Below are 22088 nucleotides of genomic sequence, written 5' to 3' on the forward strand. Positions count from 1 at the left end.
TGCAGGAGACGTAACACGATGGATTCCCTGGAACTGACGCAGGCGACCAATTCTGGCGATGATGGCGAAACCATCGGCGGCGAAGGTTTCGCCGCTATGGGTGGACGCTTCGACATCATGCAGCTCCTGTTCTGGGGCTGCCTGCTGATTTCGATCGCGGCGGCCAGTGTTGCGCTGGCATGGCCGAAGGCGTCGGGTGCGCCTGGTCCGATCCTGCTGATCTCGATGGCATCCGGCGGTCTTGTCTTCCTCCTGTGGAGCGTTCGCGGGGCAGGGCGTTTCCTCGGCCTCTTTCCGGAACGTGGCTCAGCCGCGCGTACCGTTCAGACCAATATTCCCCGTTTCGGCTGGATCGAGGCGCTCGACGAGTCCGTTCTGATCACTGATCAGGGCGGCGCGCCTGTGGCAGCCAATGAATCCTATACCGAGCTCAGCCAGCTCGCACTGATGGTCGGTCAGCCCGATGGCGGGGCCGTGACCGTCGACCGCCTGTTCGGCGCCAATCCGGGCCTTGCGGCTCCGGTCTACCGCCTCTCCAAGGCCGCCAAGGCCGGTCAGGCCCGCCGCGAAGTCCTGCCGCCGATCACAATTGGTGCAGAGCAGGTTCCCGCCCAGTTCGAGATCGGTGTTTCGCCGCTGCCACGCCAGCGCGTGCTCTGGCGCATCCGCCGCATCGCCGGTCAGCAGGAAGCGACCGGCGCATCGGACCTGAAATCCCTTTACGTCGAAGATGCGCCCATGGGCTTCTTCGCTGCGCGCCCCGATGGCACGATCACCTATGCCAACAGCTGGCTGCGTGAAATGCTGGGCCTGCCGGAATCGGCCAAGAACATTCGCATCGACGACATCATGCGTCCCGAATTCGTGAAAATGCTGGCACGCGACCGCAAGTCCGGTGCGCCGGGCCGCGCCGATATTCAGTTGCGCGCCCGTGACGGCGTCGAAGTGCCGGTGCAGGCGATCACGACCTGGGCAGGCCGTGGCTCTGAAGCGGCTGGCCGCACGATCATCCTTGCCAACCAGCAGGTGCTGAACGGACAGGAAGAGCGCCTGAATTTCGCCTCCTCCTCGCGCCCGCCGCGCCTCGATGGCGACCCGATGTTCGACGATGCACCCTTTGGTGCCGTCCGCCTGCAGGGCGACGGTGTGGACGGGGCCATCATCCTCGATGCCAACCGCGCGCTGATGGAAATGACGGGCGGCGAAGCGACACCCGGTGGCCGCTTCTCGAATCTCTTCGTTGCTGAGGACGGCCAGGAATCGCTCAATGGCTTGCTGATTGATGCCATCGACAAGCCGGTCGGCTTGAAGCTGGCCGGCCGTGAGCCGCGCCACGTCAACGTATTCGTTACGCTCGACAATAATGGCCGTCCGTCGGTTGCCTACGTGATCGACATTACCGAACAGCGCGAACTGGAACTGCGCCTCGCACATGGTGAAAAGATGCAGGCCATCGGCCAGCTCGCTGGCGGCGTGGCGCATGATTTCAACAATGTGCTGCAGGGCATCATCCTCAACAATGAGGACCTGATGACGACCCACCCGGTGGGTGACCCGTCCTATAATAACCTGAAATCCATCCACGAATTCTCGATCCGTGCGAAAGACCTTGTCCGCATGCTGCTCGCCTATGCGCGCCAGCAGACCTTCAAGCGCGAGATTTTCAACGTCACGGATTTCCTGTCGGAATTCTCCATCCTGCTGCGCCAGATTCTCGACGAGCGTGTCGAGATCGACGTGAAGCATGGCCGCGACGTGCCGCACATCAAGGCCGACAAGAACCAGCTCGAAACCGCGATCATCAACCTCGCCACGAATGCGCGCGACGCCATGATCAGCCATAATAATGGTGGCAAGCTGACGATCCGTACCGCCCGCGCCACAGGCAAGGATGCGCAAGCTAAAGGTTTTGGCTATGTCGAAGATGGCGACTACATGTTGATCGAGATGGAGGACACCGGCCACGGCATGCCGCGCGAAGTGATGGACAAGATTTTCCAGCCCTTCTTCACGACGAAGGAAGCTGGCGTCGGCACGGGCCTTGGCCTCGCCACGGTCTACGGCATCATCAAACAGTCGGGCGGCTATATCTGCCCGCTGTCCACAGTCGGTAAGGGTACCACGTTCCAGATTTACCTGCCTGCGCTTAAGGCCGAAGACATCCCGGCCCCGGTCGAGATGACCCAGGCCGAGAAGCAGGCCCACCGTCCGGTCGACATTTCCGGTCGCGGCCGCATCCTGCTGATCGAGGACGAAGACGGCGTGCGTGCCATCACTGCGACACAGCTGCGCAAGCGCGGCTATGAAGTCTCGGAAGCCTGCGATGGTGAAGAGGCGATGGAAGTGCTGGAAGACAATCCGGGCGCCTTTGATCTCGTTATCTCCGACGTTGTCATGCCAGGCATGGACGGCCCGACGCTGATCCGTGAAGCGAAGGAATTGCTCGGCCATGCCCGCGTGATTTTCATCTCCGGCTATGCCGAGCGCGACCTTGCCAAGCAGCTGGACGATGACCGTGCGGTCTCGTTCCTGGCCAAGCCGTTCACGTCCCGCCAGTTGGCCGAGCGCGTGAAGATGGAACTGGGTAATCCGAAAGCCGAAGCTGCCTGATCCTGAGCGGCTCTCGGGCGTCACATCATCCGTTTCGTCGCCCAGAATTCCTTGAGCACGAGGGCAAAGCTGCCAGGGTGCTCAGCGCAGGCCCAGTGGCTCGCATCGGGTTCGACATGTAGCGGTACGCTCCAGTTTTGGGCAAAGCGTTGCGCGACGGAGAGATTCACGAACGGATCGTTCTCGCCCCAGTAAAGCTGGCCCTTTGAGGGCAGGTTGGCGAGATCCTCTTCCCACTGCCCGGAAAAGCGCAGGCCACGGGCTGAACGATAGAGCTTCAAAATCGATTGGCGCATGGTCTTGTCGACCAGCGGTGCTTCATGGGCAGCGATAGGCGCGGGTAGGCCACCATCGACCAGCGCGGCTTCAAGCTTTTCTGTGTCGCGCATGCCCATCATCACCAGTTCCCCGAGCAGGGGCGTTGCCCACAGGCGCGCCATGCGGTGGCCGGAATAATGGCTGTCGATCACGGCATTGGTGACGCACCAGCTTTCGACCAGGTCTGGCCGCAGCGAGCAGGCGCGCAATGTGAGAAGCGCGCCCCAGTCATGGCCGACAATATTGACCGGCTCGCCGACGGCTTCCATCTGCCCGATCAGCCAGTCGGCATAGGCATCCTTTGTGCACTTGAAGCCATCCGGCACGGGGCAGCCAAAGCCTGGAAGGGCCGGCGCGATCCACTGGTCGGGTTTGAGGGCGAGCGCCTTGATCAGGGGCTGCCAGAGAAAGGGCGTGTCAGGCACGCCATGCACGAACAGGATCATGTGTCTTGCTCCCCCGAGCCCGGTTATCTGTTCCTCTCAAGAGTGAGCCACAACCCGCAGCCGGGCGCAAGGATTTCGCGCTCTGGTGGCGTGTGCAGGCGCCGGATGTCGTTTCGGCAAGCACCATTTCGCAAAACTAGGCCAGTTGGTCCCAAAAGGTGCGGCCGAAGGCATCGTAGGCATCCATTTCCGACACCATCTCGCGAAAGAGGGCGGCGTCGCCAATATCTTCCGGCAGGAGCGGGTCGAGGTTGATCGTGCGGATGACGGACTGGCCGATCAACAGCGTCTCGCGGGCGGCGTCATCGGCGGGTAGTTTGGCGGCGGCCTTGCGGCTGCCCTGCATGGCGGCGATGGCCCCTTCATAGGTCGCTTTCAGGTCGTCGGTGGACCAGAGGCCCTGCCAGTCCACGCCTGCGGGCAGGGCTGTGTCGCTGATCGTCAGGAGGAGGGCGTCTTCCTGCAAGCCGATGCCGGTCAGCGCCTCGCGCAACTTATCGAGGGACAGGCGCAGATTGTCGGGCCGCACCCAGAGGCCGGCTTCCGCCTGCGCAAACCCATAAAGACGAAGCGCGCGCATGCGGGCCCGCAGGTCTTTCCGGTCTGTGCGGCCAAGATGGTTTGTCAGGACGCCAATCCACCCGCCACCCCATGGCCGGGTGCGATCGGGCGCATTGCGCCAGCTGCTGATCTCGGCCGTGAAGGCGGCGGCTTTCGGCCCGGTCGCATAGACGCCCCGGTCGACGCTTTCCAGCAGGCCTTCCTTCACAAGCCGCGTCACCGCCATGCGAATCGCGGTCGGCTCCATGCCGAACAGGCCGCCCGCGCGGGAGAGATAGGCCAGAGTCTGCGGACGCCGCCCCGGCACGCTCATCAGCGACAGGACCAGCGTACGCGCGGAGACGTCTTCAGTTTTAGTAGGTTTAAAACGTAACGACATTTGACGTATTGTGCATATTTGTGTTACAAAGACAAAAAGATAAAGAAGTCGAAGGGAAGAGACCCCAACATGACCGAAGCTGTACGCCTGTCAGAGGCCCTGACGAAGGAAGAATTGCGCGAGCTGTCAACACCTTCGGATGTGAAGGCCATCGCTTCGCTCGTGTTCAACTGGGCGCTGATCGTGGCGGCCTTTGCCGTGCCGATCATCTGGACCAATCCGCTGACAATTCTTGCGGCGATCCTCTTCCTCGGCGGGCGCCAGCTTGGCCTCGGCATCCTTAACCATGACTGTGCCCATCATGCCTTTGTCAGCAGCAAGAAAGGCAATGACTTTATCGGCCACTGGCTGTGCGGCGCGCCGATGAATATCTCGGTCTATGCCTATCGCACCTATCATCTTAAGCATCACAAATATGCCGGCACCGACCAGGACCCGGACAAGATTTTCGTGAAGAATTACCCCGTGTCGAAAGACAGCCTGAAACGCAAACTGATGCGCGATGTGACGGGCCGCACCGGCTTTCGCGACACGGTGATGAAGCTGAAGGGCTTCAAGCTGAAGAAGCATTATCCTTGGCTTGCCTTCCATATCGGTCTGCTGGCCGTGCTGACGGCTGTTGGCGCGCCATGGGCCTACCTGATGTGGTGGGCGGCGGAAATTTTCGTCTATCCCGTGCTAACCCGCGTGCGCCAGATCGGCGAGCATGGCGTGGCGCTTAACCGTGACAGCCTTGATCCGCGGGACAATACGAGCACGACCCTCGCCTCATGGTGGGAGCGGCTGCTGATTGCGCCGAACCAAGTGAACTACCACCTTGAGCATCACCATTTTGCCGCCGTGCCGGGCTACAACTTGCCACGTCTGCACAAGCTGCTCTCGTCACGCGGCTATTACCGCGACCATGAGTGTATCTCGCATGGCTATCTCGATGTGCTGCGCCGTGCGGTGCGCCACGATGAGGCGAAAGGGGCTGTCGCGGCCTGACGCCCTGTCCCTTGCGGGCTGGTCGGGCTAGGGTCTGCTGAGAATGCAGGAGACCCCATCATGATTCGCAGAAACACATTTCTCGCGCCGGCATTGGCTGCGGCCTGCCTGCTTGCTGCCTGCAACAAGGCGCCTGCGCCAGAACCCACACCCACGCCCGCACCAGAGCGCGAGGCCGTCGAGCCGATTGAGCCATCTCTCCCAGTTCCCGAGCCAGTCGAGCGCCCAGACCCATCTTTTGCCAATACGCCAGAGGAGAAGCTGGGGCAGGGACGCGAGATTGCCGAAACGGTCTGCGCGACCTGCCATGCCGTGGGCACCGAAGGCGACAGCCCGCATGCCGACGCCATCCCGTTCCGCGACTTGTCGAAACATTATCCGATCGAGGACCTCGCTGAGCCTCTGGCCGAAGGCATCATGGTGGGCCATCCGGACATGCCGATCTTTGAGTTCGAGCCGGAGCATATCGACTCGCTGCTAACCTATATCCAGAGCATTCAGGCGCCACACGACCTCTAGGCCGGCGGCGCGCCTTCCTCAGGAGTAGATGAATTCCGGGGCTTCCAGGTCGATCTTCGGGAAGTCGTCCTTCTCCGACCAATAGTCCTGATTGTGTTGCCACTGGGGCTTCGTGCCGCGTTTCGGCATGAGGTGCATCGACCGCATCAGGTAGTTCGGATTGAAATTGCTGGCGTCGATCCAGGGCTGGCGCTCCATGTCCTCATCTTCCGGCGGCAGGGCCACCTCGACCTGGTGGACATGCTTTTCGTCCATATGCTTCAAAAGGCGCGCGATGAAGTCGCCCATGAGGTCCACGCGAAGGGTCCAGCTGGCACGGAAATAGCCAAACACCCAGGCCATGTTCGGCACGCCGGTGAACATCATGCCGCGATAGGTGACTGTCTCGGCAAAATCGACCGGCTTGTTGTCGACCGTGAACGGAATGCCGCCGAGGACGGAAAGGTTGAAGCCTGTCGCGGTGACGATGATGTCGGCTTCCAGCTCCTCGCCGGATTTCAGCAGGATGCCTTTTTCCGTGAACCGCTCGATATGGTCTGTCACGATGCTGGCCTTGCCGCTGGCGATACCCTGGAAGAGGTCGCCGTCCGGTACGAAGGCGATGCGCTGCTGCCATGGCCGGTAAGCGGGCGTGAAATGCTTTTCCACGTCAAAGTCCGGCCCGAGGAATTCGCGCACACCGGCGAGCAGCTCTTCCTTCACCACATCGGATTCCTCGGTCGCGCGGCGTGTGAACTCATTCTGATCGAAGAGTACCTTGCGGCGCACGATCTCGTGAATCCATGTCTCGTCGATCTGCAGCTTGCGCAGCTCGTCGGCCAGTTCGTTCTCATTGCGGCCGGGAATGAAATAGGTCGGCGAGCGTTGCAGCAGTGTGACATGCTTGCAGTCGCCAGCGATGGCGGGCACGACCGTCGCGGCCGTGGCGCCGGACCCGATTACGATGACGCGCTTGTTCTTGTAGTCGAGGTCTTCCGGCCAGGTCTGCGGGTGAATGATCTGGCCTTTGAAATCGTCCATGCCCTCCCATTCCGGTGTGAAGCCCTTGGAATGGTCGTAATAGCCCTGACACATCCAGAGGAAACTGGCGGTTACACGCACGATCTCGCCTGTGTCGGACCGCTTGGTTTCCACGGTCCATTTCTTGTCCTGCGACGACCAGCTCGCTGACAGGATCTTGTGGCTGTAACGGATGTGCGGCGTGATATCGTTCTCGTCGATGACCTCGCGCATATAGGTCAGGATCTTGTCTGCTGCGGCGATGGGCTGACCGGTCCAGGGCTTGAAGCGATAGCCGAACGTATAAAGGTCGCTGTCAGAACGGATGCCGGGATATTTATGCGTCAGCCATGTGCCGCCAAAGCTTTCCTGCGCTTCGAGGATGACGAAGCTCTTGCCCGGCGTCTGCGTCTTCAGGTGATAGGCCGCGCCGATCCCGGAAATGCCGGCGCCCGCGATCAGGACATCGAAATGCTCGGTGTCTGTGCTGCTTGAGCGGTTTTCGAGTGTCTGTGTGTCTGCCATTGTCTTCGTTTCCGTCCCTGTGGTGCGGTGCCTTGCGTGAGGTCCGCCATCTTCCTGCCATGGAAGCGCAAACGGGCGCGCCTGTACACTCCGGAAAATCCCTTAAGGGCGAAGACGCCGCAGTGCCGCTGCGTCAGGGGCCGGTCATGGCTGGGCAGGTGAAGGCGGCGCCATTGCCTTGCTCCGTCATCGCATCCATCAGGGCGATTGTGACGCCATTGGTCCAGCCGAACCCGTCCTGCAGGGCATATTCGCCGCCGCCGCCCGGCACGGCGTCCATGACATTGTATTTCTCCAACAGGCGCCCCGTATCGTCATAGACGCGCGAGACGGTGGAGACCCAGCGCTTGGCAATTTCGCCGGCAAGCGCACTGTCGCCGTAGCGGCATAGGCCGGTCACCGACACCCATTGCAATGGCGCCCAGCCATTCGGCGCATCCCATTGCTGGCCGGTATTGATCGTGGAGGTGACGATGCCTCCCTGCTCCAGAAGATGCGCACGGGTAGCCGATGCGACCTCAGCTGCCTTTGCCTCTTCCGCAGCGCCCGTGAAGAGGGGGTAGAGCCCGGCGGCTGTGACATGGCCAAGCAGTTTGCCCGTCTTCCAGTCGAGGTCGTCATAGAGGCCTGTGTCCGCATTCCAGAGCAGGGCATTGATCGCGGCGCGGCGCTTGTCGGCCCTGTCCGCATAGGAAATGGCACAGGCCGGATCATCCGCCACGACGCAGCCTGCGGCGATCGCCTTTTCAAGGCCGTAGAGCAGACCGTTCAGGTCTGGTGGCACCACATCGGTCGTATGGATCGTCGTGAGGGATTTGCCGTCTACGAGCCAACGCGAAGAGAAATCCCATCCGCTCTCCGCGGCTGCGCGGAGGTCCCGGTAAACTTCAGGGGCAGGGCGGTCCGTCCCCACCGCAACGGCAAGATCCTCGCCATAGGATTCATCACGCGGCACATCGCGTCCGTCATAATAGCGGTTCAGCACGCTGCCATCAGCCAGCTTCACCACGCGCAGCGATGGCAAACCCGGTGCCGCATCCATCTCGCCCGCCATCCAGAAAGCATGCTCGGCCTTCAGCTCGGGCAGGTACTCGGCCCAAGCCTTTGCCGGATCGTCGGGCGAGAGCAACGAGACCATGAGATAGAAGAAAGGTGGCTGCGAGCGGCTGAGGTAATAGGTGCGGCTGCCATTCGGCACATGGCCATAGGTGCGGATCATGTAGGCGAAATCATCGACCATGCTGCGGCGAAGGCTCGCCTGTTCAGCCCCAAGGCCCAGCATCGTGAAATAGGAATCCCAGTAATAGATCTCGGTGAAGCGGCCGCCCGGCACGACATAAGGCTCCGGCAGAGGCAGGCGCGAGCTGCCGGGCTCGGCTTCGGTCGTCGTGCGTGTCAGCAGGGGCCAGAGCGCGGTGATATGGTCCCGCAGCGACAGGCCTTCAGGCGGCGCCACGGTCTCTACGGGCGGGTCCACGCGGAAATTGGCATCGAAGAAATTGCGCAGCGCCGTCTCTGACATGGGCTTCTGCCTGTCATAGTCCGCCACGATCTCGGCTGGCGCGCGCAGGGGTACGGCATCGGCCAGTGTCTTCGTGTCCGGATGGATACGGGCCTTGGCCGCATCAATATAGAGATCGCCGAACAGGACGGAAGGTGGCGCCGTGTCAGAGGCGGTCTCGGCTGCCTTTGGCGGTGTCACATTGCAGGCAACGCCCAGCAGGGCCAGCGCAAACGCGGAGCGTCGTATCCAGTCATGTCTCATTCCGCGTTAACCCTTTCACTCACAAATTCGTTTGTGCGGCGCAGCAAAGCGTGCAATAGGCTGCTTCAGCAGGGACAGCGCCCCTTAAAGGCGTGCCGCTGCTCTCGCATTGATCGTAAGCCTATCCGGTTTCGCGTCGAGTGCGCAACGAACCGGGATGCCGATCACCAAAGGCTTCCTTTACAATTAGAGCCATCCGCGCGCCGGGGCATTGTGCCCTGTTTTGTGCGCACGAACATGAAAGAGTCATTTTGACCCAATTTACCGAACTCGGCCTCGCCGAGCCCGTCCTCAAAGCCATTACAGCTGAGGGCTACACCATGCCGACCCCAATTCAGGCGCAAGCCATTCCCGTTCTGCTCAAGGGCCAGGATGTTGTCGGCATCGCCCAGACCGGCACCGGCAAGACCGCTGCTTTCGTGCTGCCGCTGCTGAGCCTGCTGGCCACCAAGCCTTCGCGCCCTGCGCCTCGCACGGCCCGCGTCCTCATCCTGGCGCCAACCCGCGAATTGGCCGCCCAGATTGCTGACAGCGTGCGTGCCTATGGCAGCCACATGCGCCCGAGCGTTGCTGTTGTTGTCGGCGGCGTGAAGCCCGGCGCACAGATCAAGGCCATGTCGCGCGGCGTCGATTTCCTGATCGCCACGCCCGGCCGCCTGCTCGACCATATGGACACGAAAGCCATCAGCCTCGCTGACACGACCGCTGTTGTGCTCGACGAAGCCGACCAGATGATGGACCTCGGCTTCATGCCGGCCATCCGTAAGGTCATGGCTGCCGTGCCAATGAAGCGCCAGACGCTGCTCTTCTCGGCGACGATGCCAAAGCCGATACGCGCCCTTGCTGACGATTTCCTCCGCGACCCTGTCGAAATCGCCGTGACGCCGGAATCGAAGCCCGTCGAGCGCATCGAACAGGCCGTCTACATGATCAAGGGTCAGGCCAAGCCGGCCTTCCTGTCGGAGCTGCTCTCGGCTGACGACATGGACCGCGCCATCGTCTTCACCCGCACCAAGCATGGCGCCGACAAGGTCGTGAAAAACCTCGCCAATGACGGCCTTTATGCTGAAGCGATCCATGGCAACAAGAGCCAGAACCAGCGCATCCGCGCGCTCGACGCTTTCAAGAGCGGCAAGGCGCCGATCCTGGTCGCAACCGATATTGCCGCCCGCGGCATTGATGTTGACGGCGTCAGCCATGTCATCAATTTCGACATGCCGAACATTTCGGAATCCTATGTCCACCGCATCGGCCGTACGGCGCGCGCCGGCAAGACCGGTATCGCCATCTCGCTCGTCGGCAATGACGAGCGCGCCTACCTGCGCGATATCGAAAAGCTGACCGGCAAGTCGATCCCGCGCCTTGATCCGCCAGCCGGCACGGCGCTCGACCTGTCCCTTCCGGAAGAAGAGGGCCCGCACAAGCAGCAACGCAATGGCGGCCGTAGCCGTCCAGGCGGCGGTGGCGGCGGTGGCCGTGGCCATGCCCGCAGTGGTGGTGGTGGTGGCGGCAAGCCACGCGCCCACGGCCAAGGCGGCAAGCCGAACTCCGGCGGTGGCAATGGTGGCCGCAAGCAGGGTGGCAAGCCCGGTGGTCAGCGTTCCGGCAATGGCGGTGGCGCAACACCCGCAGCGGCCCGGAGCCGTGGTTCCTGGTCGCCCGCGTCCAGCTAGGGAAGAGGTGAGGGGCTGCCGCCCTTTACCCATCGTAAGCCTTGCGACTTGCGCCGTCCTTGTTCAAGGATGGCGCAAAATCGTATTTGGAGGCGACCCATGAAAACCCGTATCACCGAAATGTTCGGCATCGAGCACCCGATCATCCAGGGCGGCATGCACTTTGTCGGATTTGCTGAAATGGCTGCCGCTGTATCAAATGCTGGCGGTCTTGGCATCATCACGGCGCTCACACAGCGTACCCCGGCCGATCTCGCCAACGAGATCGCCCGCTGCCGCGACATGACCGACAAGCCAATCGGCGTGAACCTCACCTTCCTGCCGGTCGTCAACGCACCAGACTATCCGGGCTATGTCAAAGCCATCATCGATGGCGGCGTGAAGGCCGTCGAGACCGCCGGGAACAACCCCGTTCAGGTCCTGCCGATCCTCAAGGAACACGGCATCAAGGTCATCCACAAATGTACCGCCGTGCGCCACGCGCTGAAAGCCCAGTCGATCGGCTGTGACGCGGTCAGCGTCGACGGTTTCGAGTGCGGTGGCCACCCCGGCGAAGACGACATCCCGAACATGATCCTTCTGCCACGCGCGGCTGACGAGTTGGATATCCCGTTCGTCGCCTCGGGCGGTCAGGCTGACGGACGCAGCCTTGTGGCCTCGCTCGCCATGGGCGCTGAAGGTATGAACATGGGCACGCGCTTCATCGCGACGAAAGAAGCCCCCGTGCACCAGAACGTGAAGGACGCGATCGTCGCGGCCAGCGAACTCGACACGCGCCTCGTCATGCGGCCGCTGCGCAATACCGAGCGCGTTCTGACCAATGTGGCCGTCGAACGTCTTCTCAAGAAGGAAAAGGAACTCGGCTCGAAGCTGGAGTTCAAGGACATTGCCGAAGAAGTGGCAGGCGTCTATCCGCGCATCATGATGGATGGCGAAATGGATGCCGGCGCATGGAGCTGCGGTATGGTCGCCGGCCTCATCCACGATATCCCGACCTGTAAGGAACTGATCGACCGGATCATGGCCGAGGCCGAAGAGATCATCAACAAGCGCCTCGGCGGCTTCCTGAAAAACTAGGCTTTATCGCTTGGCTGCCTCTCCCCGACGGGGGAGGCGGCCGGGCTACTCGCCGTCCTTGAGCGGTATCCCGTAAAGTTCCAGCCGGTGATCGACCAGCTTGTAGCCGAGCTTGCGCGCGATCTCGACCTGCAGGGCTTCGATCTCTTCCGAATGAAATTCGACGACGCCGCCGGTCTTGATGTCGATCAGGTGGTCATGGTGCTCGTCGGGCACTTCCTCGTAGCGGGCGCGACCGTCACGGAAGTCATGGCGTTCGATGATGCCGGCATCCTCGAACAGTTTCACGGTCCGGTAGACGGTTGCCAGTGAAATCGATGAGTCCATCGTATTGGCGCGGCGATGCAGCTCTTCGGCATCGGGGTGGTCGTCCGACATCGACAGGATGCGCGCGATCACGCGCCGCGGCTCCGTCATGCGGAGGCCTTTTTCAGCGCAGAGTTTTTCTAGTCTGTCCATTTCACTTATCTGCCCCCAGTGGCGCGGGAAGTCCAGATGGTAGCGCTCATAACGCGAGCGACCGCGACATAAGCACGGCGGCGACCGGGATATCCCGTCCGGTCGTGTAATAACCGGGGCGGCGGCCATCCTCACTGAAGCCGAGCCCGTCATAGAGGCTCCGTGCAGGAAGGTTGTCCTCCGCCACGTCCAGCATGATGCGGGAAATGCCGCGTTCGCCCAGTCGGGTGATCATGCTTTTCAGCAAGTGTGCTGCGATGCCCATTCGCTTGAAATCAGGTGCGGTAGCAATCGTCAGGATGTCCGCTTCGCCGACCACGGTCTGGACCAGAATGAAACCGGCAAGTGTACCCGATCGCTCTGCGCCAAGGCCGAACGTCGTACTCTCAGACAGGAGGTCGCGAAAGGCTGCCGGGCTCCACGGATCGGCAAAACCGGTCGCATGCAGCATCGCTACGCGTCCGGCATCGTCGGGCCGGAGGACAATGACGGGCTGCGTCATGGTTTTTGTCCGGGCAGGGTTGCGTCGGGCTCGCGGGCATAAACGGGGGCAGGGGAGTGGTTGCTTGCTTCAAAGCTTTGCGCCTTGAGCGCGGCCGTAATCGCCGAGGGCCGCATCGGGCGTATGTCGAGCGCTTCTGCCAGTGAACCAAGCGCCTCGGCGCCATCCATGAAGATGGGCACCTTGAAGCCTTCCAGCATGGCTTTCAGCGCGTCGAGACCGACTTCCACAGGCGCTGAAATGCCTTCATCGCCCTCGAGGCCCTGCACCCACCAGGTCTGGTCCGGCGGGCGTTTCTGAGCCTGCAGCGCGCCGAGCGTGTTGCCCTCCATGCCGGCGGGAATGGCCGCTTCGAGGCTGGTCACGCCAATGCAGGGCGCGCCTGTTACTAGCGCAAGGCCGCGCGCATAGGCGACACCTATACGGATGCCTGTGAAGCTGCCCGGCCCGGTCACGACCGCGATACGGTCAACTTGCTGCAGAGTGACACCGGCGTCCGCCAGCAGGCGCTCCACGAAGCCCGGCAGTTGCTTGTCCTGGCCACGCGCCATGTCCTCGCGCGCGTCGGCGAGATTATCACCGTCGCGCACCAGTGCCGCTTCGAGAGCGGCAGAGGCGGTATTGAGAGCGAGAACCAGCATTTTTTGTGCGGGATCAGAGAACCCGGCAGGCTTCTTCAAAGTCGAGACGCGGGCTGCGGTCGAACAGCTTGGATTTGTCCCCATGCCCGATATTGCAGATGAAATTGGCGCGCCAATGCTGCATCTCGCCATCCTGGCTCTCGAAGAATTCCTTGTTCACGCCATCAGCGTCAAAGCCGGACATTGGACCGCAATCAAGGCCGAGCGCGCGGGCCGCGATCATCAGATAGGCGCCCTGTAGCGTGCCATTGCGAAAGGCGGTCTCATCGCGATTGGAATTGAACCAGTCTTTCGCTTCCGGCGCGTGCGGGAACAGTTTCGGAATTTTTTCCTGGAATTTCAGGTCGTAGGCGATGATGCAGACATAGGGCGCGCCCATTGTCTTGTCGGTATTGTTGCCGCCCATATGGGGCTTCAGGCGCGCTTTGGCCTCGTCGCTGGTGATCCAGACGAAGCGGGCCGGGCAGCAATTCGCGCTCGTCGGGCCCATCTTCGCGAGGTCATAAACGGCGCGAACCAGTACTTCGGGCACCGATTTGTCGAGAAAGCCGTTCTGGCTGCGCGCATCGCGGAAGATGACGTCAAGGGCGTGGTCGTTGACCGGGTGAGCCATGGCGGGATGTCCTTCTATCTTTTGTAAGTGTCCTAAAGGACGGCTTCGACGGCCGTGACTTCTGGCACATAGGTCTTGAGCATATTTTCGATGCCCTGCTTCAGGGTCATTGTCGAGGAGGGGCAACCCGCACAGGCGCCCCGCATCGACAGGTGCACAATGCCTGTATCCGGTTCGAAGCGATGGAAGATGATATCGCCGCCATCCTGGGCAACGGCCGGGCGCACGCGCGTCTCGATCAGTTCCTTGATCTCTTCGACGATTTCGGCTGCATCTCCTTCATAGACTGTGTCATCGCCGCTTTCGTTGCTCGCGGCGACGGCGCCATCTTCGACAACTGGCAGGCCAGCCATGAAATGGTCCATGATGGCGGCCAGCACCATCGGCTTCACATGTTTCCAGTCGCGCGCCGGGTCCTTGTTGATCGACACGAAATCGCTGCCGAGGAACACACGGTCCACACCGTCTACCTGGAACAGCGCGCGCGCCAGCAGGCTCATACGGGCGCTGCCGATATCAGGGAAGTCGAACGGGCCGAGATCGCCCGCAACGGGCAATCCGGGCAGGAATTTCACGGTATCCGGGTTCGGGGTCGGTTCGGTCTGGATGAACATGGGCGTCAGGCCCCTCTCACATGGCTATCTAAGGGGTCAGATGGCCCGAAGATGCTATGTGTTCAAGGGCAAAGCCGCCTTCAGGGCGCCGCAACGCCAAGGGCAGGGTCCAGCTGCGCGACAGATTCGACGTCTTCTGCGGGCAGGGCGTCGATCGCATCTGCCAGTTCCAGGGTCGCAGCCTTGGCTTCGGACAGGTAGAATCCCATGCTGGCCAGATGATTGGCCATCAGCATGCCGTCGCCGGGCTGGTTCGACACGATCAGCGGTTTCATATGCGCTGCATGGCCCCAGGCCTCCTTGGCCTTGGTCATGGTAGCCTGCACGTCTGGCATGCGGCTGAAGCGCGGATCGGCACGTTCAGAGGCCAGCAACATCTCGCGGGCGACATGGGCACGGGCCTTGGCGCCATAGAAGGCAATGATGTCCTGACGGCTGGCGGGCCATTCGACCGTTTCAGCATTGATCTGGGCGGAAAGGTCGGCGAGGTCGGTTTCGGCCCAGCCCGCGAACAGGCGGGATTCAGCCTTTAACAGCTCCATTCGGTCGGGCTGGGTCGCCAGGCCGCGGGCAGAGCGTGTGTCAAAACGGTTGAGCGCCTCTGCAGCTGACGTCAGGCGCGGGCGCATGTCATCGCCCGGCATGCCGTGGAGCAGGCGCGCAGCTGCCGTAAGATCGGCGTCGGGCTCACCATTGACCGGGCTCATCACGGCCAGAAGGCGGGCATGCTCGGCTAGGGCGTCGGCGGTCGCTTTCTGCCAGGCGGGCATCGCGGTGAGGCGGGCTTGCGGGTGCCAGCTGGCACGGTCGCCGGCCCAGCCGGTACCTTCCAGCTCGCGGGCAATCTTGTTGATGGCAACGCCGGCTTCCGGCGAGGCCCAGGCCTGGTTCGAGGAGAGCACGACGTCGCTGTCGTCAATCTTGTGCGACATCACGGTCATGACCGGATACGCGAGCACGGCGCCAACAACCGTGCCGACCTTCAGCATCAGGATGGAGCGGCGCCACCAGCGCTGGAAGAACAACATGATCGGACTGGGTTCGGCATAGTCGAAAGTCACGAGATGATCGGTACCAATCCGGGTCACGACGGGCCCTTCCTCCTGGTAGGCCGCTGGCAGGCGACTATCAAATGCCATACTCTACATCCACACGCTGAAACTGTTGCCCCCACGACACTATGCGGGCAATTCAAGCCTATTAACAGTCCCTTAACAGTTAAATCTAGGCAACCCGCAATCTTCATTGCAAGTCAGTTGCCAAAACCCTTGGCGTGCTTTGGTTTTTTTGTCCGGCGCGTGCTCAAAAAAATGGCAGTTAGTCTGCCTGGCCAATGATTTCGGCTTTTGTCACCATCATTTGTTCTTTGCCCTGACCATCGCTGAAGGTCAGGACGAGATCGGCCGAATCGCCCACGGCGAGGCTTTTGTCAAAGCCGAACAGCATGAGGTGGTTGCCACCGCGCTCCAGCACCAGGGGCGCTTTCTCGGTCACGGGAAACGATTCCACCTGGCGCATCCGCATTACGCCATTGTCCATCGCCATCGTGTGCAGCTCGACACTGTCTGCCGCGTCCGTGGTCACACCGGTCAGCATCTCGTCGGTGCCGCGCACCTTCACCACCAGACCACCGCTGGCAATGCCCTGGCCACCGGCCGGCATCACGATATAGGCACCGGAAATGTCGAGGGCGCTTTCGCCTTCAGGAACAGGATTCGAGCAGGCAGCCACCAGGCCAAGGCCAATCAGTGCAACGGCAGGTAAGAGGCGTTTCATGGGGTATCCTTCCGGGGGAATAATTCTGCGCTCACGCTAAGCCTGAAGTCCGGGAGGGGAAAGGGTGCATGCCGCCGCAGGGGCGTATCAGCCGCGCCAGAAACCGATAATGTCCCGCACTTCGTCCATGATAGGCGCAGCAATCGCGCGGGCCTTTTCGGCGCCCTTGGCCAGCGCGTGGTCGATGCTCGCCGTATCGGCAAGAATTTCGCGATAGCGCGCAGTGATGGGCGCGAGGTGGGCCACGGTCACATCCGCCAGCGCTGGCTTGAACGTGCCAAAGCCTTGTCCGCCGAACTGGCGCAGCACGGCCTCGACGCTTTCGCCCGACAGCGCGCTGTAGATGCCGACAAGGTTTTCGACTTCCGGACGCCCCTTCAGACCGTCGACCTCGCTCGGCATGTCGCCTTCAAGGTCGGTCTTGGCCTTCTTGATCTTCTTCGAGATCTCGTCGGACGTATCCACCAGGTTGATGCGCGACAGGTCCGACGGGTCGGACTTCGACATCTTCTTCGTGCCGTCCTTCAGGCTCATGATTCGGGCGCCAGGGCCCTTGATCATGGGCTCGGGCAGCGGGAAGAAGCCCGGCGCGTCATATTCGCGGTTGAAACGGTCAGCGATGTCACGGCTGAGTTCAAGGTGCTGCTTCTGGTCTTCGCCGACGGGCACATGCGTGGCCTTGTAGGCGAGGATGTCCGCAGCCTGCAGCACGGGATAGGTGAACAGGCCCACAGAGGCCCGCTCGGAATCCTTGCCGGCCTTGTCCTTGAATTGCGTCATCCGTTCGACCCAGCCCATCCGGGCAACACAGTTGAACACCCAGGCCAGTTCCGCATGCGCAGGCACGGCTGATTGCGCGAAGACGATCGATTTGTCGGGGTCGATGCCGCACGCAAGGAAGGCTGCTGCAATCTGGCGCGTCTGGTCCAGCAGCGCCTCACGGGCCACAGGCAGGGTGATCGCATGCATGTTCACGACCGAAAAGATGCAGTCGTGGCCTGCTTCCTGAAGGTCGACGAACTTTTTCAGTGCGCCGAGATAGTTGCCAAGGTGCAGGTTTCCCGTTGGCTGGATGCCGGAGAAAACGCGCTCGGGGCCGGTATAGGCAGGGGTCGTATCAGTCATGCGCAGGGCCAATAGCGCGTTTGATCAGCGTCGCATAGTGCGTCGGATGTCGCTGATCCGCACAGCGCCCGTTATCAGGGCCGCCACGGCATAGGTCACGCCGCCTGCCAGCACGATCGCACCGGCCGAAAGCGCCTTGCTGCCATAGAGATAGGCTTCCACCGTCGGCAGGATGTGCAGCAGATAGAGGACGACCGCAGACATGGCCGCCGTAGCAAGCAGCGCCCGGATCACGCCGGAAGCCAGTTTCGGCCCGGGCCTGTACCAGTCACGCCGGACAAGCGTGGTCCACAGGAGGACAACATTCACCCAGGCGGCCACACTGGTCGCAATCGCGAGGCCGACAAAGCCCTGCTGGCCGTTGGCCTTCATCCAGAAGAACAGACCCGCGCCCAGCACCGTATTGATGAACACCGAGGCAAGCGCATAGCGCATCGGCGTCTTCGTGTCCTCGCGTGCAAAGAAGGCCGGTGCCAATACCTTGATCAGCACGAAGGCCGGAACGCCCCACGCGAAATGGAAGAGGGCATTGCCCGATTGCAGCGCATCGAACGTGGTAAACTCGCCCCGTGCAAAGAAGGCATCAATCAGGAAGACCGGCGCAATCAGCAGGGATGCCGCCGCCGGCAGGGTCAGCGCCATGGCAAGGCCGATGCCCTCATCCATCGTCGCCCGGCTGGAATCATCATCCAGCGCGCGCGCCGCCCGCGACAGGCGCGGCAGGATCGCAACGCCCACTGCCACGCCGACAAGGCCCAGCGGCAGCTGGTACAATCGGTCCGCCGCATAGAGCCAGCTTTTGGCGCCTACTTCGAAACTCGCGAGCGACTGACTGACAATGATGTTGATCTGCGTGCCGCTGGCCGCAAACGTGCCGGGCAGGGCGAGCATCATCACCTTCTTCACCGCCGGTGTCAGGCGCGGCAGGCCGAGCAGGCTGAGATGCACTTTCTGGCGGCTTACGCCCCACCAGAGCGCCCCGGCCTGCAGGACGCCCGCGATGAAATACGCAATCGAGGCGGCCTTGGCCGTGGTTACCGGGTCGTCGCTTATCAGCGCAGCGGGGATCAGGCAGAGGTTCAGAAGTGTCGGCACGCCCGCCGAGAGAATGAACCGCTCAGACGAGTTCAGCACGCCTGACAAGAGCGCCGCCAGCGCCATGAAGGTCAGGTAGGGCATCGTTACGCGCGTCAGCAGCACGGCCAGATTATAGTGTTCCGGGTCGTCGGCCTGTCCGCCGTGGATCAGCAGCAGCACCCAGGGCATGAAAATCTGGGCCAGTATTGTCAGCGCTGCCGTCGCCGCAAACAGAACGCGCATCGCCTCCTGCGCCACCGCGCGGGCCGCTTCCGGTCCCTCGGCCTCGAGTGTGCGCGCATAGGTCGGCACGAAAGCGGACGCAAAAGCCCCCTCGGCAAAGATGCGGCGGAAGAGGTTCGGGAATTGCTGCGCCGTCGCCCAGGCATCACCGACAGGCCCGGCGCCGATCGTGGCCACCAGCAGGATATCGCGCACCATGCCCAGCACGCGGCTGGCCAGCGTCAGGGATGATTGCACGAGAGTGTTGCGCGCGACGCTCATGCAATTTCCCTTGGGTGAATTCTCAGAAGCTGTCCACGGCGCGGGAGCGTTTCAGTTTCCGGGCCGGGGTTTGCGGTGCATCCGGTTCTTCGCGCCCCAATACGGCGAGAAGACGTTCCTTGAGTGTGTCTTTGCGGGCTTTCGTGCCCATTTTCTGGCCGCGGGCATTCTGTACATAGAACGCGTCGAACACGCGCTCGCCGTAAGAGCCCACATGCGCCGAGTGGATCGACAGTTTCATGTCGGCCAGAACGTCGGCCACTTCATGCAAGAGGCCCGGCCGGTTGCGCCCGGCAATGTCGATCACCGTATAGTCGGCAGACAGGTCGTCGCGGATCTGAACTGAAGGCTGAACCAGGAAGGCCGCCTCGCGTCGTCCGGCCCGTGCATTAACCTCGCCCTTGATCGCGTTGTCGGCAAGGGCGTCCCGCATGGCTTTTTCCAGCCGTTCCATGCGCGGCGCATCTCCGGCGGCAAAGGCGCCCTTGCTTGCGTCCTGCAGCATGAAGATGTCGACGATACGGCCCCGGTTGCTGGTGAACACCTGCGCCGAGACGACGTTGGCGCCGAGCCGCGCGAGCGTTCCGGCGAGGTCTGCGAAGAGGCCCGTCCGGTCAGCGCCCGACACAATCATCGCCACCGCGCCGCCATCGGCGAGATAGCGGTGCGCCACCACTTCCTGTTCGTCATTCAGCACGCGAGCCTGCCAGGCGAGGTCATCGAGATCAAAGCCCGTCCAGTAGGCCGTTTCCATTTCCAGCATCAGCGCCGGCACTTTGCCAACCCGGTCGATCAGGGCTTCGCGGCGACGCTCGGCGCGCGCTTCCAGTTCGGCCAGCACACCGGCCTCATCGGTGCGACCGCCGCGCAGGGCAGCAGCGGTATTATTGTAAAGGTCAGCCAGCAACTGGCCCTTCCACGCATTCCACACAGCCGGGCCGACGGCTTTGATGTCGGCAACGGTAAGAATGTAGAGCAGGCGCAGCCGCTCCAGCGAACCCACAAGGTCAGCGAATTTCGCCACAGTTCGCGGATCGGAAATATCACGCTTCTGCGCCGTCTCGCTCATTTCGAGGTGATGCCCTACCAGCCAGGCCACAAGTTCGCTCTCCGCCTCCGGCAGGCCAAGGCGCTGGCAGGCGCGCAGCGATGTCTTCATGCCCTCGATCTGCTGGTCGCCCTTGCCCTTGCCGGTATCGTGCAACAGCATCGCCATGTAGAGCGCCCGACGGTTCTCCAGCAGCGGGAACAGCTCGCTGACCAGCTTGATCGTCTCGCCGCGCCCGTGCTCCATGTCGGAGATATATTCCACCGCGCGGATCGTGTGCTCGTCCACCGTATAGTGATGGTACATGTTGAACTGGGTCTGCGCGACGATGCCGCCAAATTCCGGCATCACGCGGCCCAGAAGGCCGGACTCGTTCATCCAGCGCAGCACCTGACCCGGGCGATCGCCGCCCATGATGGATTCCAGCACCAACTGGCGCGCTTCCGGCATCTCACGCACGCTGTCATTCATGGCGCGCAGGTTGCGGGTCAGCGCCGTAAGGGCATCGGGGTGGATGTCCTTGCCTTCGCGCCGGGCAATCGTGAACAGCCGCAGCATGTTCAGCGGATCTGACGCCATCACGTCTTCGTCCACCGTATTGATACGGCCATTGTCGATAATGAAACCGTTTTCCTTCAGCGCCTGCGGCGCGCGGATCGGCAGGAAGCGGCGCAGGCCCTCGGGCTTCTTCTTGTGGTCGGCTTCCAGTTTCGCCGCAAGGATACGCGTCAGGCTGCCGACATCCTTGGCGATCAGGAAATAGCGCTTCATGAAACGCTCGACGCCCTGCTGCTCGCCCCGGTCGCGATAGCCCATGCGCGAGGCGATCTCCGGCTGCAGGTCAAAGCCGAGCCGTTCTTCCGGGCGTCCTGTCACGAAGTGAAGATGGCAGCGCACGGTCCAGAGGAATTTCGCGGCGCGGATGAAGATATTGTACTCATGCGGCGTGAAGGGGCCATTCTGCATCACGTCTTCCAGCGTGCGCCCGCCATACATGTGCTTGGTAATCCAGTAGAGCGTCTGCAGGTCGCGCAGGCCGCCCTTACCCTCCTTGAGGTTCGGCTCGACCACATAGCGCGCGTCGCCGTGGCGGGCATGGCGCGCATCGCGCTCGGCCAGCTTGTCGGCAATGAACTGCGCGTCCTTGCCTCTTACCGCTTCGCGCTGGAACAGCTCGAACATGTCCGTCGCCAGCGTCTGGTCGCCGCAGATGAACCGCGCGTCCAGCATCGAGGTCTTGATCGTCACGTCCTCGGCGGCCAGCTTCACGCAATCCTGCGGCGTGCGGAAGGCATGACCCACTTTCAGGCCCATGTCCCACATCGCATAGAGCATGTACTCGATCACGCTCTCGGTATGCGGGCTCACCTTGTAGGCGCGCAGGAACAGGAGATCCGTGTCGGAGGAGGGCGCCATCACGCCGCGTCCATAGCCACCTGTGGCGACGACCGCGATACGCTCGGCCTCTGTGGGGTTGCGCGCGCGGATCACATGCGTCGTCGTGTAATCATAAAGCGCGCTGATGACTTCATCCTGTACGGCGCAGAGCAGGCGAGCCGTGTCCAGCCCGTCGGCGCCCTGTTGCAGGCGCTCCTGCGCGATCAGGCGGCCCCGGAAAAGGGCGGCGTGCAAATGGTCGATCACGATCTTGCGCGCCGCTTGCGGATCGCCCTGGTGCTGCTGGGCGGCGGACGTCAGCTTGATGCGCAGGGCGCGCCCGTCAATGATGTTCGAAATCCGCCAGCGGCCTGGCCGGCGCAGTGGCGAATTACGGGTATCGACAAGGCTGGGGCCGGTGCTTGCAGGGTTCGACGTCATACTCATGCGCTATCCTATAGCAGCTCCGGCGCTGCCGACCATGGCCACATTT

General features: G+C 62.2%; 19 protein-coding genes. 5 read left to right on the forward strand and 14 right to left on the reverse strand.

What is annotated here, in order from left to right; all coding sequences use genetic code 11:
• Positions 1-18: 18 nt before the first annotated feature.
• The gene (locus tag HOC_RS01825; RefSeq protein WP_084146083.1) at positions 19-2610 is read left to right on the forward strand and encodes a response regulator; all 2592 of its coding nucleotides are present in this window, start codon (positions 19-21) and stop codon (positions 2608-2610) included.
• Between the two features lie 20 nt (positions 2611-2630).
• Here the strand turns inward: HOC_RS01825 and HOC_RS01830 are convergent, their stop codons facing one another.
• A complete protein-coding gene (locus tag HOC_RS01830) occupies positions 2631-3374 on the reverse strand; it encodes an alpha/beta fold hydrolase (protein WP_035535395.1) in 744 nt (247 codons plus the stop codon).
• 136 nt (positions 3375-3510) lie between these two features.
• Positions 3511-4314, reverse strand: a complete 804-nt coding sequence (locus HOC_RS01835; protein WP_035535398.1) for a hypothetical protein — start codon at positions 4312-4314, stop codon at positions 3511-3513.
• Positions 4315-4383: 69 nt separating this feature from the next.
• Here HOC_RS01835 and HOC_RS01840 point away from each other — a divergent pair, with 69 nt between their 5' ends.
• Both HOC_RS01840 and HOC_RS01845 read left to right on the forward strand, forming a co-directional pair.
• The gene (locus HOC_RS01840) at positions 4384-5301 is read left to right on the forward strand and encodes a fatty acid desaturase family protein (RefSeq protein WP_035535400.1); all 918 of its coding nucleotides are present in this window, start codon (positions 4384-4386) and stop codon (positions 5299-5301) included.
• 60 nt (positions 5302-5361) lie between these two features.
• Positions 5362-5820, forward strand: coding sequence for a c-type cytochrome (locus HOC_RS01845; protein ID WP_206741520.1), 459 nt, complete (start codon positions 5362-5364; stop codon positions 5818-5820).
• An 18-nt stretch (positions 5821-5838) separates the two neighbouring features.
• Here the strand turns inward: HOC_RS01845 and HOC_RS01850 are convergent, their stop codons facing one another.
• Together HOC_RS01850 and treA are read right to left on the reverse strand one after the other, a co-directional pair.
• Positions 5839-7344: a flavin-containing monooxygenase gene (locus HOC_RS01850; RefSeq protein WP_035535403.1), complete on the reverse strand. Its 1506-nt coding sequence runs from the start codon at positions 7342-7344 to the stop codon at positions 5839-5841.
• Positions 7345-7477: 133 nt separating this feature from the next.
• On the reverse strand, positions 7478-9109 hold the full coding sequence (gene treA / locus HOC_RS01855) for an alpha,alpha-trehalase TreA (protein WP_051624429.1): 1632 nt from the start codon (positions 9107-9109) through the stop codon (positions 7478-7480).
• 251 nt (positions 9110-9360) lie between these two features.
• Here treA and HOC_RS01860 point away from each other — a divergent pair, with 251 nt between their 5' ends.
• Together HOC_RS01860 and HOC_RS01865 are read left to right on the forward strand one after the other, a co-directional pair.
• A complete protein-coding gene (locus HOC_RS01860; protein WP_035535405.1) occupies positions 9361-10782 on the forward strand; it encodes a DEAD/DEAH box helicase in 1422 nt (473 codons plus the stop codon).
• 99 nt (positions 10783-10881) lie between these two features.
• Positions 10882-11859: an NAD(P)H-dependent flavin oxidoreductase gene (locus tag HOC_RS01865; RefSeq protein ID WP_035535407.1), complete on the forward strand. Its 978-nt coding sequence runs from the start codon at positions 10882-10884 to the stop codon at positions 11857-11859.
• A gap of 45 nt (positions 11860-11904) precedes the next feature.
• Here HOC_RS01865 and HOC_RS01870 read toward each other — a convergent pair whose 3' ends face one another.
• The 10 genes from HOC_RS01870 to HOC_RS01915 all read right to left on the reverse strand — a co-directional run bounded on the left by HOC_RS01870 (position 11905) and on the right by HOC_RS01915 (position 22036).
• A complete protein-coding gene (locus HOC_RS01870; protein ID WP_035535411.1) occupies positions 11905-12318 on the reverse strand; it encodes a Fur family transcriptional regulator in 414 nt (137 codons plus the stop codon).
• A 46-nt stretch (positions 12319-12364) separates the two neighbouring features.
• Positions 12365-12820 (reverse strand): ribosomal protein S18-alanine N-acetyltransferase, encoded by a 456-nt coding sequence (gene rimI / locus HOC_RS01875; RefSeq protein ID WP_051624430.1) that lies wholly within the window; start codon positions 12818-12820, stop codon positions 12365-12367.
• The gene (gene tsaB, locus HOC_RS20930; protein ID WP_051624431.1) at positions 12817-13461 is read right to left on the reverse strand and encodes a tRNA (adenosine(37)-N6)-threonylcarbamoyltransferase complex dimerization subunit type 1 TsaB; all 645 of its coding nucleotides are present in this window, start codon (positions 13459-13461) and stop codon (positions 12817-12819) included. Before tsaB ends, rimI begins: the two co-directional genes overlap by 4 nt.
• A 13-nt stretch (positions 13462-13474) precedes the next feature.
• Positions 13475-14074: a malonic semialdehyde reductase gene (locus HOC_RS01885; protein ID WP_035535413.1), complete on the reverse strand. Its 600-nt coding sequence runs from the start codon at positions 14072-14074 to the stop codon at positions 13475-13477.
• A gap of 32 nt (positions 14075-14106) precedes the next feature.
• Positions 14107-14688 carry a NifU family protein gene (locus HOC_RS01890; protein ID WP_035535416.1) on the reverse strand — a complete coding sequence of 194 codons (582 nt, stop codon included), beginning with the start codon at positions 14686-14688 and terminating at the stop codon, positions 14107-14109.
• A gap of 80 nt (positions 14689-14768) precedes the next feature.
• On the reverse strand, positions 14769-15827 hold the full coding sequence (locus HOC_RS01895; protein ID WP_035535419.1) for a hypothetical protein: 1059 nt from the start codon (positions 15825-15827) through the stop codon (positions 14769-14771).
• A gap of 178 nt (positions 15828-16005) precedes the next feature.
• Positions 16006-16464, reverse strand: a complete 459-nt coding sequence (locus HOC_RS20935; protein WP_051624432.1) for a copper chaperone PCu(A)C — start codon at positions 16462-16464, stop codon at positions 16006-16008.
• An 87-nt stretch (positions 16465-16551) separates the two neighbouring features.
• Positions 16552-17589, reverse strand: coding sequence for a tryptophan--tRNA ligase (gene trpS, locus HOC_RS01905; protein WP_035535744.1), 1038 nt, complete (start codon positions 17587-17589; stop codon positions 16552-16554).
• A gap of 24 nt (positions 17590-17613) precedes the next feature.
• Positions 17614-19170, reverse strand: a complete 1557-nt coding sequence (murJ, locus tag HOC_RS01910) for a murein biosynthesis integral membrane protein MurJ (RefSeq protein ID WP_035535422.1) — start codon at positions 19168-19170, stop codon at positions 17614-17616.
• A 22-nt stretch (positions 19171-19192) separates the two neighbouring features.
• On the reverse strand, positions 19193-22036 hold the full coding sequence (locus HOC_RS01915) for a [protein-PII] uridylyltransferase (RefSeq protein WP_084146085.1): 2844 nt from the start codon (positions 22034-22036) through the stop codon (positions 19193-19195).
• Positions 22037-22088: the final 52 nt, after the last annotated feature.

The sequence above is a fragment of the Hyphomonas oceanitis SCH89 genome, from assembly GCF_000685295.1.
Classification (GTDB): domain Bacteria; phylum Pseudomonadota; class Alphaproteobacteria; order Caulobacterales; family Hyphomonadaceae; genus Hyphomonas; species Hyphomonas oceanitis.